Here is a 13,555-nt window from a genome sequence, read left to right on the forward strand (position 1 = left end):
AGCGGGCTTTTTTATTCGCTTATACCCTGATGAATTGCTGTTGTCGGTGCGGAGCTTTTTTGTGTAGTTTTGTGTTTGACACTAGTATAGCATAAATCATCATTTATAGCGATGTTACTTTCGAGTTTTAGCGGAAATGTTCTGGAAGCAGGTGTAGATGAAGCTGGGCGCGGTTGCTTGGCTGGGCCTGTTGTGGCAGCTGCAGTTATACTTCCCCCGGATTATAAGCATTCTTTACTGAATGACTCCAAACAGCTGAATAAGAAGCAGCGCGAGCAAATAAGAGAAGACGTATTGAAGGATGCTATTGCCTGGGCGATAGGAGAGGCAACCCCTGCAGAAATAGACAAGATCAATATTTTACAGGCTACTTTCCTGGCGATGCACCGTGCTGTTGGGGCGCTGGCGCACCAGGCAGAATACCTGATTGTAGATGGTAACCGCTTTAAACCTTATAGCACAGTACCACATAGCTGCATTGTGAAAGGAGATGGTAAATATCTTTCTATTGCGGCGGCATCGGTGCTTGCTAAAACACACCGGGACGATGTAATGCAGAAACTGGCAGCAGAATTTACAATGTATGGCTGGGAACGAAACGCAGGATACCCTACCGTAGAGCACCGCGATGCGCTGGCACTGCATGGTGCTACACATTACCACAGGCACTCCTTTACATTATTACCTAAGCAGCTACTCGTATTTGAGGATGCCGACCAGGTGGTGTAGCAACTGATACTTTAACGTGCGGTTACTTCAGCTTTATGAGGTCCAGGAACAAACTGAAACTATCTAACGAAGACTGGTTAGTATTAAAGTTGTCGAAGCTTAGTGGCTTTAAAATATAACCTGATACCTGTAATTTCTGAGCTGCCATACGATCTGTTTCCTCGTTAGAGGTGGTCATTATAAAAACCGGAATGTGGCTGAACTCAGGGTCGTGGCGTAATTCAGTTAAAAACTCGATGCCGTTCATCTTCGGCATATTTATATCAAGAAGTATAACTTTAGGGGCAGGTGTAATTCTTGGCACACCATCACCACGTAGCATTTTAAGGCCCTCACGACCGTTGCGTGCTACATGCAGAGGCTGTGTTAATCCAATTTTTTTAAGCTCTCGCTCTACATTCATAATATCCAGATAGTCATCTTCCACTAAAAGGATATTTGTGATTTTTTCACTCATTATTTAAATGTAATAAGGTGCTCTGAAACAAAAATAGTTAATCTAATCCGGAATTTCTAGTTTTTAGGCCAGGTAAACGTAAAAGTAGACCCCTGACCAGGCACGGAATCTACCCAAATTGTACCGCCCTGCCACTCTACAATTTTCTTAACGATTGCTAAGCCCACTCCAGTACTTTCAAAAGCATCTCGTTCCTGTAAAGTTTGAAAAATAACAAAAATACGCTCGTGGTACTCTTTATCTATGCCTGGGCCTGTATCAGAAACTGAGAAAGTATAAAAATGTTCATTCTCTCCAAAGCCTATAGTTACTTGGCCTGTTGGTTTATCATGGTACTTTATTGCATTACTGATCAGGTTAGAAAATACCTGCTGCAACTGTACCCGGGCAGTATATAAAACAGGTAAGCGATCAGGTATGGTAACTGTAAAATTTTCGGGCAGTGTAAGCATATCTACTGTTTCTGTCAACAGTTCTTTTACATCTACTACTTCTTCTACAGGTGAAGTACGGCCTATACGTGCCAGGGCCAGGATACCATTTATAAGGTTCTCCATACGGTGCACGCGAGCCCGCATCATGGTCAGGTATTCTTTTATGTTTTCGGGCAGTTCTTTGCCCATGTCCTCCTCAACCCAGCGCGAGGCCACCTCTATGCCACGTAAGGGGGCTTTAAGGTCATGTGATACAACGTAAGCAAACTGATCCAGCTCTTTGTTTTTCCTGTCCAGTTCGCTAAAAGACTCATCAATCGTATGGGCCATCACGTTCAGGGAATGCGACAGCATACTTAACTCATCATTTGCATCATCCTTTATCTGGGTTTTATAGTTACCTTTCGATATCTTATCGGCCAGGTTCACCATTTTCATGATACGGCCTGTAATAAGACGGGTAATGTAATAAGCCCACCCTAAACCAAGTATAACCGAAACTATAGTAAGTATAGACGATACCTGGCGTGTATTTTCTATACTTTCGCTAAGGCGATTCCTGCGTTCCTCGCGCACCTCGTATTCGTAAGTGTTAAAGTCCCTGAAAGCTGTTCTGATAGAATCCATTAATACCTTTTCCCCTAACACCAGGCTATCTATACTTAAACTCAGATCACTGGAGTTATCCGCCATGTCAGCACGGGTCATTTCGATAAGTGGCTCGGCATACTTAGCCTGCCAGTTTTGCTGCATCTTCTTAATCTCTTCTATCTTTTCAGTTTGCTGGGGAGAGTATTCTGTAAAAGTAGAGATCTCCTCAAATAGACTTGGGAGCTGCGCCTTTGCCTGTGAGTAAGGAATCAGGAAGGTTTCGTTACCATTAAGCAGGTAACCGCGGATACCGGTTTCAAGGTCGATGATGTTACGCTGAAGAGCAGCTGAGTTTCGAACCACGATCTGAGAACGTGAAACCCATTGTGTATTTTTAATTACTTCTTCTGATAGCCGGAAGTTAACTATAGCTACAGCCGTAAAGAGAGCCGAGATCAGGAGGAACCCGACAAACAGCTTAACCGATAATTTCATGTAAAGAGTTTACTTTCTATGGAACATCAGAGTGGTAATTATGCTATTATTATGATAGCCAGAGACATTACCACTAAAACAAATATAAGATTAAAAATCAAAGATTGCCGGAAGCCTTATGAAGGCCTTGATGGTGAGAAAGTATAATCTTGAGGTATAAAAAAGGTTGAAAATGCATGCGTGTTATTGATTTTGGCTAAAAAGTGTTTTATTCCCTTACGAAACCACGGGTGTAGGGTTATAATTAAGTGCAAATAAAAATAGTACCGCCTGAGCAGAGATACTTTACAGATTTGTGCCTGGCTGCGGATTTATACTTCTATTTTTTGTGTAGTAGTTTCAGTTACAATTACTAAAACTAGCTGCCTGAGTTGTTACTTACCTAGGTTTTTGGGCTGCTACAATATAAACCAGACTTCCGCCTGCCGATACATATTCTTCGTTCAGCAGCTTCTGCTTCATCATGATTTTATTGTAAAGCAGTTTCTCCCAGTAAGCATCAAATTTTTCTTTTTCGCCGCCGCCGGCCATGTAATAGTTCAGGTTGTCCTGGTAATCGTAACCCATGGCTTCGGTTTCTATCCATTGCAGCATCTGCTCTACGCGCAGTATCTTTTCCTGGGTATCATAAGGCGGGATAATAGCAAGCGCTTTATCTGATATCCATACTTTAACATCACGCAAACCTGCTTTCAGAAAAAGATCAGGAACAACATCCCCCAAAGAATTAAAGCCTTCGCCCAGGTTCTTTTTTCCTTTCTCTATCCGTAGCTTTATTTCCAGCACATCCAGCATGCTTTCTACATTAAAGTCTGTTTCGCCATACCGGTCGAACATCAGGTTCGGGACCAGGTTATTAGGCTCTAAGGCTACTACCCACGCACCCGGTTTAGTAACCCGGATCATTTCCTGGATAACGCGCTGCGGATTTTTTACATGGATGAGCAATGTCTGGCAAAGGGTAATATCGGCAATGTTATCGGGGAGAGGTATATCTGTAGCGTTGCCTACACTAAAGTTATAGTTGATTTTGTTGTGCCCGTATTGGCTGTGTGCCCGCTGCTGTGCCTCGGCAATATAACCAGGTTCATAGTCTACACCATACACTGAGCTACCGTCGGGCATATATTTTGAGAACTTAAAACCCATCATGCCTTTGCCACAGCCAATGTCTACCAGTGTCTGGCAGTATTGAATGTGCAGGCGATGGGCCAGTAATTCCAAGTAATCTTCGTTCCACCAATATTCCCGCGCCGGGCCAAGGTGTTCTTCTGAGTGTTGTTTTTCTTCGATATCTCTCAACTATAGTTTTGGTTAAGTATAAAAAATAAGCCTCTGCCAGGGCAGAGGCTTAACTTATAGTGCTGTTAAACAGGTATTACTTCATTTTTTTCCACTCTGCAATGGCCTGTTCATTCATACGTACATATTCCGGGTTGTTTTCCTTCTTGGCTAGTTCTATAGACTGCTCTGCGGTTTTTATGGCACCTTTATAGTCTTTTAAGTTAGCCTGAATTTTAGCCTGTGCATGGAGGTTCCAGAATTTAGGGTCGTTGGTATTGGCTTTCTTTATCCACTCCAGTGCCTGTTTCATGTCTTTGTTGGCGCTCAGGTAATACGAAGCTGCTGCTGCATACATGCCCGGCGCTACGTTAGTGCCGTTCACTACTTTTTCCTGTATCTGGGCCATTACTTTGGAGTCTACGTCGGTTGTAACGGTGAAGCTGGCAATCTCTTTGCCCCACAGCAACTCTACATCAGCACTGTTGCTTTTCAGGTTGGCAAAGTTGATCGTGAAGCTTTCTATTGTTCTTGGGTTGGTCTGTGGCTTTACTTTAAAGCGAAGCTGGTCGTTGGCCTGATTGTAACGCGCATCAGTGTTACCCCAAAGCTCCTTGTTTTTGTGCAGGATAACGGTCCATTCTGTTTGAGTTGGAATGGTAATAAGCACATACTCGCCGGCAGGTACTTTATTACCCTGTATCGTTACTTCATCATTAAACTTGATAAGCGTCGGGCTGTTGGCCCCGGTGCGCCACATTTCGCCATACGGCACAACATCCTTACCAAAAGTGCGGCCCCTAAGCGATGGGCGGGAATACGAGATGCTTACATCTGTAAGGCCAACTTTTTGAGTAATCGAAGCTGCAGGGCTGGCAGCCGGAATGGCAATCTGAGCATGCGCAGCACCTGCGCCGAACAATAAAGCAGTAGAAAGGGCTAAGCCGACCAGTTTCTTTTTCATGAGTTTATTTTTTAGATGGATTTATACTTGGTTATGTAATATTACTCAATTTTTAAGCGGATGTAAAGTATAAGCAACTCCAGTAGTCTTATATCAGACAAATTACCAGCTCCGGCCTATACTCAACCCAAAACGGGGCACCACTGCTAAATGGCCTGTTTTATCATCTTTGTTTTCCGGGGAGATAAATGGGGTTAACCCAAACCGTACAAGCAAACCACCTGCTGGAACCTGGTAACGGAAGCCTATTCTGCCGAAATACATGTTCTGCAACAGTTCAGGAGCATCGGTAAACCGGCGGGTATAGCCTACGCCAAATTCCATGTTATTTCTGGACTTGCCTAACAATGCATATGCTTCTATGGGTACAACAGGATATACGCCTGGTTCCTCCTCCATAAAAAACATATTCGTACCCAAGCCTGCCCTTAAGCCACCTTTCCATTGCTCCTGTTGGTACAGGATGTGGTCGAAGTTAATAGCATAGCTGTCTGAATTGCCTCCTACCTCTACATAAAGCGAAAGCAACGCTTTTATATTTTGAGTAAACTCCTGTGCATGGCCTGCTAACGGAAGTTGCAGTAACAGGAAAAAAACAAAAATGCGGGTGATTCTAAGGAGCATATGGCTGCAGTATGCGTTGGCTATAGGTATGGATTTAAATGTAGTTTTGCATCGAACTTACGAAAAATATAATATTAAGTATAAAGTATAATAAAAAAACCTGCCGTGATAGCCCGACAGGTTTTACTCATTTAATAAGTATACTTTTAACTGAGCTCAAACTGTAGCCTGAGCAGGTTGGCGTAAATGCCGTCTTCGTTAGCGGATAGTTCTTCGTGTGAGCCTTCTTCCACAATTTCACCGCCATCTATCACCAATATCTTGTCTGCTTTACGGATGGTTGCCAGGCGGTGCGCAATAATGATGGTTGTTCGGCCTTTCATCAATACATCCATGGCCTGCTGTACCAGTTGCTCCGATTCTGAGTCGAGTGAGCTTGTGGCTTCGTCAAGTATTAGTATGGCCGGGTTTTTAAGTATAGCTCTTGCAATGGCTACACGCTGGCGCTGTCCACCGGATAGTTTTATGCCGCGTTCGCCAACCAATGTATCCAACCCCTCCGGGAAAGACTCAATAAAATTAAAGGCGTTGGCTTTTTTAGCTGCTTCAATGATCTCGGCTTCGGTAGCTTCAGGGCGGCCGTAAGCGATGTTCTCTCTGATAGTACCGCCAAACAGCAGCACTTCCTGCGGCACAATACCAATATTGCCACGCAGCGTAGTCAGGTCCATCTCGCGAAGGTCTTTGCCATCCACGGTTATACTTCCAGCCTGCACATCATAAAAGCGCATCAGTAGTTGTATAATAGTAGATTTACCTGCACCACTAGGGCCAACTACAGCCACTTTCTCGCCAGCGAGTGCTTCGAAATTTATACTTTTTAAAACCTGTATATCCGGGCGGGTAGGGTAGGAGAAAGCTACGTTGCTGTAGGTAATGTTACCCTGCACACGTGGTACCTGGCTAAGGGCGCGCAAGCTCTTGTCGGTTGGTTCTTCCTGCTCCTGCAGTATTTCTAAAATACGCTCTGTGGCACCCAGTGCAGACTGTACTTTACCATACAATTCACCCAAGCCACCTACCGATGCCCCGATAAAGGCAGTATATAATACAAACGAAACCAGATCGCCTTGTTTAATGTCGCCGTTAGCTACCAGCGTGGCACCATACCAGATCACCAATATAATTCCCCCGAAAAGGCCCACGATGATAAAGGATATAAAAGCACCTCGGTAATTGGCTGTGGTAATGGCTGTTCTTACTGCCTTGTTTAGCGTGGTGCGGTAACGGGCTACTTCAAACATCTCGTTGGTAAATGCCTTAACCGTATTTATAGCCTGCAGCGTTTCTTCAACTATAACGTTGGTGTTTGCCAGTTCGTCCTGTGTTTTCTTGGATAGTGTTTTAATTCTGCGACCAAAAACCAGCGCCAGAACTATAAGCACCGGGAAAGTAGCCAGCATGAACAACGACAGCTTTATAGACGTCCACATGATGATGATGACACCAACTATAAGCGTGGTAGACTGCCTGAAAAGCTCTGCCAAAGTAATAGACATAGCATCCTGTACCTGGGCAACATCTGTAGTAATGCGGCTGGTAATCTCACCTACACGGCGTTTCTCGAAAAATGAGATCGGCAGCTGCATGAATTTACTATAGAGGTCTTTGCGGATATCAGCTACAGCGTTCTCACTTACCTGTGCAAAAAAGTATACCCTGAAAAATGAGAAGATACCCTGCAGCAGAATCACCGCGAACAGCCCCATCGCGATAACGTTGATGTTGGAAAGGATGCCTGTTGAGTTGCCGGATGCTGAATCGAAAAGCTTGCCTACCAGGTAAGGAAAGCCCATAAAAGTAAGGCTGGAGAATACCAGGAAGATAAGCCCAACTATAAATTTGATTTTATAAGGTAATACGTAGCTGAAAATGCGGAGCCCGCGTCGAAAGCTTTCCTTCGTTATCTTCTTTCGTTCTTCGCCGTCCTGCGCTCCTGTTTGCCCGAATCCGCGTTTTGCCATTAATGTACTGTACGTTACTTATTTTAGAACAGCCCCTTATATAAGGTAGCCGGAAAGGGTGTTAACATGATACCTGCTGACCAGGTATAAAGTTGCCCTTTTACAATCCTGCAAAGGTAAGCAATAAAGAGTTACGAGATTAGGAGTTTAAGAAGTAAGAATTAAAGAGTTTGGGATGTAAGAGTTTATCAGCATGGCGCGAGCGTCTTCGCTCGTGACGAAATATAGTTGGGCCTCTGGCCCAGTGAGATTACAAATCCGACATCATATCAAGGCACGGGTTGCAAACTCGCGCCAGCAAAATATAAGTGAGGATACTCGAGCCATAGAGATAAGTTTTTACTTTCATTTCATACTTCCCAAACTCTTACCTCTTACTTTATACTTCTTCCTGTGCCAGTTCCAGTTCGTCGATTTTACCCGAAGAGATGGCGTAAAGGCCAACAAATGTCAGGAAGCCGTTCAGGATTAGTACTTCAAAGCCGAACTCGTAACCATACAGCCACTCTACAGAATTAGCACTGATGATGTAGGTCAGGATTGGAGCGATGATACAGATGGCTGGCACAAATTTGTCGCGGACAGCGCGTTTGGTGTATAGGCCAAACGTATAAAGCCCTAATAATGGGCCGTAAGTATAGCCGGCTACTTTAAATACAGCTGTTATCACACTTTCAGAGTTCAGTATTTCGAAAGCGATAATTACCAACACCATTACCACAGAAACGCCGAAGTGCGCAATATAACGCAAACGTACACGCTCATGCTCGCTACGCTCACTGAAATTCAGGAAATCGACACAGAAAGATGTTGTTAATGCAGTTAGCGCTGAGTCGGCGGAGGCGTAGGTGATGGCAATGATACCAAGTATAAACACGATGCCCAGGAACGGGGTGAAGTGGTTAAGTGCCAGGAACGGGAACACATCGTCGCCTTTAGCAGGCAGGGCTATACCTTTTGAGTTGGCATAAATGTAAAGCAATGCCCCCAGCGTCAGGAACAGGATGTTTACGAACACCAGTATAATACTGAACCAAAACATGTTCTTCTGGGCTTCGCCAATGTTTTTGCAGCTCAGGTTCTTCTGCATCATATCCTGGTCAAGGCCGGTCATTACAATGGCAATAAAAGCACCGGAAAAGAACTGTTTCAGGAAGTATTTGCTATCTGTCACATCCCAGAAAAACACCTGCGAGTATTCGCTGGCCTGTACCCGGTCTATCAGTCCCTGGAAGCTCATATTCAGTTCATCGGATATCAACCAGATGGTCGTAACAACCGCTACCAGCATGGCCGTGGTCTGGAAAGTATCGGTCCAGATAATGGTTTTCATACCACCACGGAAAGTATAAACCCAGATCAGAAGTATAGTTATGATTACAGAAACCGCAAACGGAATGCCCAGATCATCGAACACAGCTAACTGCAACACGCCGGCCACCAAAAACAAGCGGATAGATGCACCCAACGTACGCGAGAGCAGGAAAAAAGCCGCCCCGGTTTTATAAGACCAGTAGCCAAAGCGTTGCTCCAGGTATGTATAAATCGATACTAGATTCAGCCTGTAGTAGAGTGGCATCAGCACAGTAGCTATCACGAAATAACCCAGCAAATAGCCCAGCACAAGTTGGAGGTAAGAGAATTGTGCTTTCTCCACCATGCCAGGTATAGAAACAAACGTTACCCCGGAAAGTGAGGTGCCTATCATACCAAACGCCACCACATACCACGGCGACTGTCTGTTAGCCAGGAAGAAGGTTTCGGAATCAGTGTTTTTGCTGGTGAACCAGGAAATAGTAATCAGGATAAGGAAGTAGCCTATGATTAAGCTGATAATAAGGGTAGAAGACATAGTACTGCCTGTTGGTTAGGTGTTACCGCAAATATAGTAAAAGTATGGCGCTATGTTATAGTTCGCTAACTCAGGTCGCGGAGCAGCACAGGTTCACCGATGGCTGGTATTTTCAGCCCGCTTACCAAACCTGCTGAAGCAATTTGTTCCAGTAACCGAACCGGCTCGCTTGCTGGCTCATCCGACAGATCGAAGGTGCCATAATGCATAGGTATAAAAGTGCCGCCGCGCAACAGGTTGTAAGCGCGCACGGCTTCATGTGGGTTCAGATGGCTTTTCTGCATCAGGAATGATGGTTTATAAGCCCCAACAGGCATAATGCAAATATCCATCGGGCCAAACACTTCCGCAATCTCCTCGAAGTGGCCGTTAAAACCGGTGTCGCCGGCAAAGTATAAAGTCTGTTCTTTGGTTCTGATCACGAAACCGCCCCAGAGCACTTTGTTCATATCAAAAAGGCCGCGGCGGTGCCAGTGCGAAGCCGGAACAAAGAAGATTTCCAGGTGGTCGGGTGTAATGTCGTAGCGCTGGTACCAACCGGCCTCCTGGTAAGGCAAACGCCTGCTGGCGCTCCGGATCAGGCTTCCGGCATTTAGCGGGGTTAAGGCTTTTACTTCCGGGTTATTGCGGCAAATCGTCAGGATGGAGTCTGTGTCCAGGTGGTCGCGGTGGGCATGGGAGAGGAGCAGGTAATCAATATTTTTAAACTCCTCCGGGGCGCAGGGCAGTCCTACGCGGCGTTTTAGCATTGGCAGGTCGTAAAATACAGGGTCGGTAAGCAGAGTTTTACCTTGTAGCCTGATAAAAAATGTAGCATGCCCCAGCCACACGATCATATCCTCTGAAGTATGTAAAAAATTGTTGTTCTGGATTAAAGGTGGCGTAAATGTATCGGCTTTCTTCTCTGCTTTCTGAGGGTTTGCCGAGAGCTTCCAGCGGAGCACATTGCTGAAGTCAGGGATGTATAGTTCGTCGCCATTGGCAAACTGGTTGTTGATGATCTTATTGCCTTTGTAGCCGGGTTTTACCGTTTCCAGCTTCGGGTTATTGATGTGCCTTACCTTCGGGTCCTTATTCTGCAAAGTATAAAACGCTTGGTGATGGTATAATATAACTAAAATTGCACTGTTTGGGTTGAGTTGTACAAATAAAAAACGCTTTCCTGTTACCGGGAAAGCGTTTTTAAGTATAAAATCTTCTGTTAATAACCGAACGGTCCGTTGCTAAAACCTGAATTATAGTATGGACTATAATATGGTGAGGCACCATCTGTATAACGTACCGCACCTGTTACCGAAAACTTATTGCTAAACTTGTAAGTGGCACTAAAATCTGCACCCTGGCGACCCATGGAATTATAGTTGTTATAAGCTCCCAACTCTTTTGGCATCGCTGAAAGGTCTTTCCACACGTTTCCGCTAAGTATAAGTTTTTCGTTTACCAAGTAATCGCCACCCACATTTACAATGTATTGCTGGTAACCGTTTGTTCTACGCATCATGCTGCCACCTTCGGTTGTTGGTAGCACATAATTCTGAGGCATGGTATTTACAAACGTAAAGCTGGCATAACCACGGAAACGATCAGTAACCTGGTAGCGGGCCGTAGGCTGGATGTAGGTGCTGGTACCAAAGTAACTATTGTAACTGGCACCCATGTTAAGGTTATAGCTTAGTCTTGGGCCAGTAGGTAATGTAGCTACAGTAGGTTTTACCGGAGCCTGAGCCATCGCTTTGCCGGCAAAGCACATCAGGCAGACCAACATTATTTTTACTGCTATTTTCACGTGAAATCGATCTTCAGATTATACCTACTAAATTAGATGTTATACCTTTTAAAAACAAGTACTTGCCCCTATTGTAAATAACGGTAACTACAGGCAGATGTTGTAATTGTTACTCTTTGGCTTTAGGGCCAATCCAGCTGTTTCTGAACTGCTGCATGGCCGGTGTCAGCGCTTTACCAATGTTCTCATACAAAGCAATTTCAAGCGTAGGTACTTCAGCCATAGTTATAGTTGCATTATGGGTAGTGCCGCGGCTGATGTAGGTTACAGGTATGGTGTCGCCGGATTTATGGTTCGCCAGAACTTTATCCAAGTCTTTTTCGCTTCTGATCTTTTTTCCGTCTAGTGTCTGGATGATATCGGTACGGTTCAGGCCAGCTTTGTAAGCCGGAGATGTAACGGTGGTGCCGGAGGTAAGCATAACGCCATTTTTGGTGTATTCTAGTCCGCCCAGACCCAGTAAAGCCACCCCCGGTTGTGCTTTGCGAAGTGCTAGGCCAGCCTGTGCCAGCAATGGTTCGTAATCCGGTAATTCGGTACCATTTACATAATCTCTGAATACCTTTTCTGCCCAGGCTTTGTCGCCGCTCACTTCTGCTAAGGTTTCCTGGAGATCTTTTAAAGTATAGGGTTTTTCTGGCTGTCCATACTTGCGCCAGAGTGCCTTCATATAATCATCCAGCGTTTTGTTATAGTCCCGGCGTAGGGTAAGGTCTAACGCCAAGCCCAGCATGCTGCCGTAAGTATAGTAGGAGATAAAGGTGTTGTGGCGGTTCACAGGATCAACGGAGCGGGCGGCATCAACAAACGGTGCCTGCTGGCTCATCTCTACCAAACTATGGTACTGGCGGCCCGGCGAGAGCAATACATAATTCAGGTCGGCAGCCAGGTTATCGAGGTACGCTTTGGTATTGAAAGCTCCGCTTCGGGGCATAATTAGGTCGCCGTAGTAGCTGGTAAAACCTTCGGCCAGCCAAAGTGCTTCGCTCATATTTGCTTCCTGAAAGTTAAACGGTTCCAGGCTTTTCGGTCGGATGCGCTCCACGTTCCAGGCATGGAAAAACTCATGCGAAACCGTGTTCAGCAGGCCGTTCATGGCTTTGGCAAGCGGCTGCGAACTGGTAACTATAGTTGAATTCCGGTGTTCCATGCCATCACCGATAGCGTGTGGCATGTAGCAGCCTATAAAGGTATAACGCCCAAAATCAAAGTCCGGTAGTTCACCAAAAACGGCACGCTGCTCCGCTACTATCTGTTTTGTCTTCTGCACATACTCGTTAAATTGCTCTTTAGTGCCGGTATGGTGCAGGGTTACTTGTATGGTCTTGTCTTTTCCTTTATCACGGATGGCCCATTCGGCCAGATCAAAGTTGCTTAGCTCGGTCGGGCTATCCATTAGGTACTGGAAATGTGGTGCCGAATAGGTATTGCCTTGCTCGTGCTTTAATTGTGTGGCTACTTTCCAGTTGCTGCCCTGAGGGGTATTAAACGTTACCTGGGCCGGGGCTTTCTCAAATCCTATGGCATGCATTAGAGTAGCTGGCATGTTCAGGTGGGCGTGGGTTTCGTCTATTCCTGCATAAGTGCCGTCAGCATGATCTCCGAACAAAATATAGGTTATAGTTGCTGTACCCTGATGACCTACAATGTTCCACTGGTGCGGTGTGGCTTTCCATACTTTAAGCGCTTTGCCCTGGCTGTTGGCAGCCTTTACATTATACACGTTCTTGGCAAACTCGTGCAATGCATAGCGCCCCGGCGAGCTTCGGCTCATCTGTACTTTCAGGGTATCAGTAGCGATACCCGAAAAAGTAACACTAACCTGCGCTTCGTGGTGCACTGCATTCGGGAACGACAAAGTATAGGCAACTTTCTGCTGTGCCACTAAAGGGGATGCCATGCATAAGACTAACAGTAAAGTATAGATTTTTGAAAGCATGTGGAGGTGAGGTTATTTGGTTTTTGAAATATAAGCACAAGGATGTTTCAACACAAATCAAGGGTGCTTTGTAATGTCATCCGAGCGTTAGGTGAGGGATCTTATTTGTCCTATAGTGAAAGCTTATACTAACTTGAGCCAAGCTATACTTCCAAAGTACTTGTTTTCCTGGGAGCTTTACTTGCCTACTGTTTCATATGCAGCTTTGGTGCGCTCACGGTCGCGGGGCCTCGTCTTCGGGTATCGCGCTGCTGATTTGAAGCTGCCTCCGCTCTGCTCCGGCTGCCTTGCGGCACCGCAACAAATCAAAGGCGCTCCACCCAAAGACTGTGATCAGTTAGATAGTTAATCTATAGTTTGATTGAGAAACTATTGTTGAATAGCTTTTTCGTGGTTGTAGTTTCGTAGGGACAGGTCGCGACCTGTCCAATCTTCAGCC

At 45.3% G+C, this 13,555-nt stretch carries 12 protein-coding genes; 2 read left to right on the plus strand and 10 right to left on the minus strand.

From position 1 onward, the window contains the following. Window positions 1-111 precede the first annotated feature (111 nt). Complete coding sequence (locus tag MJ612_RS14385; RefSeq protein WP_187031020.1) at window positions 112-729, plus strand: ribonuclease HII; 618 nt, start codon at window positions 112-114, stop codon at window positions 727-729. Window positions 730-751: 22 nt separating this feature from the next. Here MJ612_RS14385 and MJ612_RS14390 read toward each other — a convergent pair whose 3' ends face one another. Beyond that, entirely contained in the window at window positions 752-1,186 is a 435-nt protein-coding gene (locus MJ612_RS14390) for a response regulator (RefSeq protein ID WP_187031018.1), read from the minus strand. A 56-nt stretch (window positions 1,187-1,242) separates the two neighbouring features. Then, window positions 1,243-2,706, minus strand: a complete 1,464-nt coding sequence (locus MJ612_RS14395) for a sensor histidine kinase (RefSeq protein WP_187031017.1) — start codon at window positions 2,704-2,706, stop codon at window positions 1,243-1,245. An 18-nt stretch (window positions 2,707-2,724) separates the two neighbouring features. Between MJ612_RS14395 and MJ612_RS18360 the strand changes: the two genes are divergently transcribed. Beyond that, window positions 2,725-2,853, plus strand: a complete 129-nt coding sequence (locus tag MJ612_RS18360; RefSeq protein ID WP_255487978.1) for a hypothetical protein — start codon at window positions 2,725-2,727, stop codon at window positions 2,851-2,853. Between the two features lie 231 nt (window positions 2,854-3,084). Here MJ612_RS18360 and MJ612_RS14400 read toward each other — a convergent pair whose 3' ends face one another. The 8 genes from MJ612_RS14400 to MJ612_RS14435 form a co-directional block, all read right to left on the minus strand. Beyond that, on the minus strand, window positions 3,085-4,008 hold the full coding sequence (locus MJ612_RS14400; RefSeq protein WP_187031015.1) for a class I SAM-dependent methyltransferase: 924 nt from the start codon (window positions 4,006-4,008) through the stop codon (window positions 3,085-3,087). A 76-nt stretch (window positions 4,009-4,084) separates the two neighbouring features. Then, complete coding sequence (locus tag MJ612_RS14405) at window positions 4,085-4,951, minus strand: DUF2911 domain-containing protein (RefSeq protein ID WP_187031013.1); 867 nt, start codon at window positions 4,949-4,951, stop codon at window positions 4,085-4,087. Window positions 4,952-5,053: 102 nt separating this feature from the next. Further along, on the minus strand, window positions 5,054-5,575 hold the full coding sequence (locus tag MJ612_RS14410; protein ID WP_187031011.1) for a hypothetical protein: 522 nt from the start codon (window positions 5,573-5,575) through the stop codon (window positions 5,054-5,056). Window positions 5,576-5,721: 146 nt separating this feature from the next. Beyond that, complete coding sequence (locus MJ612_RS14415) at window positions 5,722-7,539, minus strand: ABC transporter ATP-binding protein (protein ID WP_187031009.1); 1,818 nt, start codon at window positions 7,537-7,539, stop codon at window positions 5,722-5,724. A 379-nt stretch (window positions 7,540-7,918) separates the two neighbouring features. Further along, the gene (locus MJ612_RS14420) at window positions 7,919-9,391 is read right to left on the minus strand and encodes a sodium:solute symporter (RefSeq protein WP_187031007.1); all 1,473 of its coding nucleotides are present in this window, start codon (window positions 9,389-9,391) and stop codon (window positions 7,919-7,921) included. A gap of 65 nt (window positions 9,392-9,456) precedes the next feature. Then, window positions 9,457-10,473, minus strand: coding sequence for an MBL fold metallo-hydrolase (locus MJ612_RS14425; protein WP_187031005.1), 1,017 nt, complete (start codon window positions 10,471-10,473; stop codon window positions 9,457-9,459). A gap of 119 nt (window positions 10,474-10,592) precedes the next feature. Continuing rightward, entirely contained in the window at window positions 10,593-11,177 is a 585-nt protein-coding gene (locus tag MJ612_RS14430) for a hypothetical protein (RefSeq protein WP_187031003.1), read from the minus strand. A gap of 109 nt (window positions 11,178-11,286) precedes the next feature. Continuing rightward, window positions 11,287-13,077, minus strand: coding sequence for a M61 family metallopeptidase (locus MJ612_RS14435; protein WP_187031001.1), 1,791 nt, complete (start codon window positions 13,075-13,077; stop codon window positions 11,287-11,289). Between the last annotated feature and the right edge of the window lie 478 nt (window positions 13,078-13,555).

Source organism: Pontibacter deserti (assembly GCF_023630255.1).
GTDB classification, from domain to species: Bacteria; Bacteroidota; Bacteroidia; order Cytophagales; family Hymenobacteraceae; genus Pontibacter; species Pontibacter deserti.

Excerpts from the sequence above, each read along its gene's own strand:
- MJ612_RS14385 (WP_187031020.1), top strand. The coding sequence starts at position 112 with ATGTTACTTTCGAGTTTTAGCGGAAATGTTCTGGAAGCAGGTGTAGAT.
- MJ612_RS14390 (WP_187031018.1), bottom strand. The coding sequence starts at position 1,186 with ATGAGTGAAAAAATCACAAATATCCTTTTAGTGGAAGATGACTATCTG.
- MJ612_RS14395 (WP_187031017.1), bottom strand. The coding sequence starts at position 2,706 with ATGAAATTATCGGTTAAGCTGTTTGTCGGGTTCCTCCTGATCTCGGCT.
- MJ612_RS18360 (WP_255487978.1), top strand. The coding sequence starts at position 2,725 with ATGGAACATCAGAGTGGTAATTATGCTATTATTATGATAGCCAGAGAC.
- MJ612_RS14405 (WP_187031013.1), bottom strand. The coding sequence starts at position 4,951 with ATGAAAAAGAAACTGGTCGGCTTAGCCCTTTCTACTGCTTTATTGTTC.
- MJ612_RS14410 (WP_187031011.1), bottom strand. The coding sequence starts at position 5,575 with ATGCTCCTTAGAATCACCCGCATTTTTGTTTTTTTCCTGTTACTGCAA.
- MJ612_RS14415 (WP_187031009.1), bottom strand. The coding sequence starts at position 7,539 with ATGGCAAAACGCGGATTCGGGCAAACAGGAGCGCAGGACGGCGAAGAA.
- MJ612_RS14420 (WP_187031007.1), bottom strand. The coding sequence starts at position 9,391 with ATGTCTTCTACCCTTATTATCAGCTTAATCATAGGCTACTTCCTTATC.
- MJ612_RS14435 (WP_187031001.1), bottom strand. The coding sequence starts at position 13,077 with ATGGCATCCCCTTTAGTGGCACAGCAGAAAGTTGCCTATACTTTGTCG.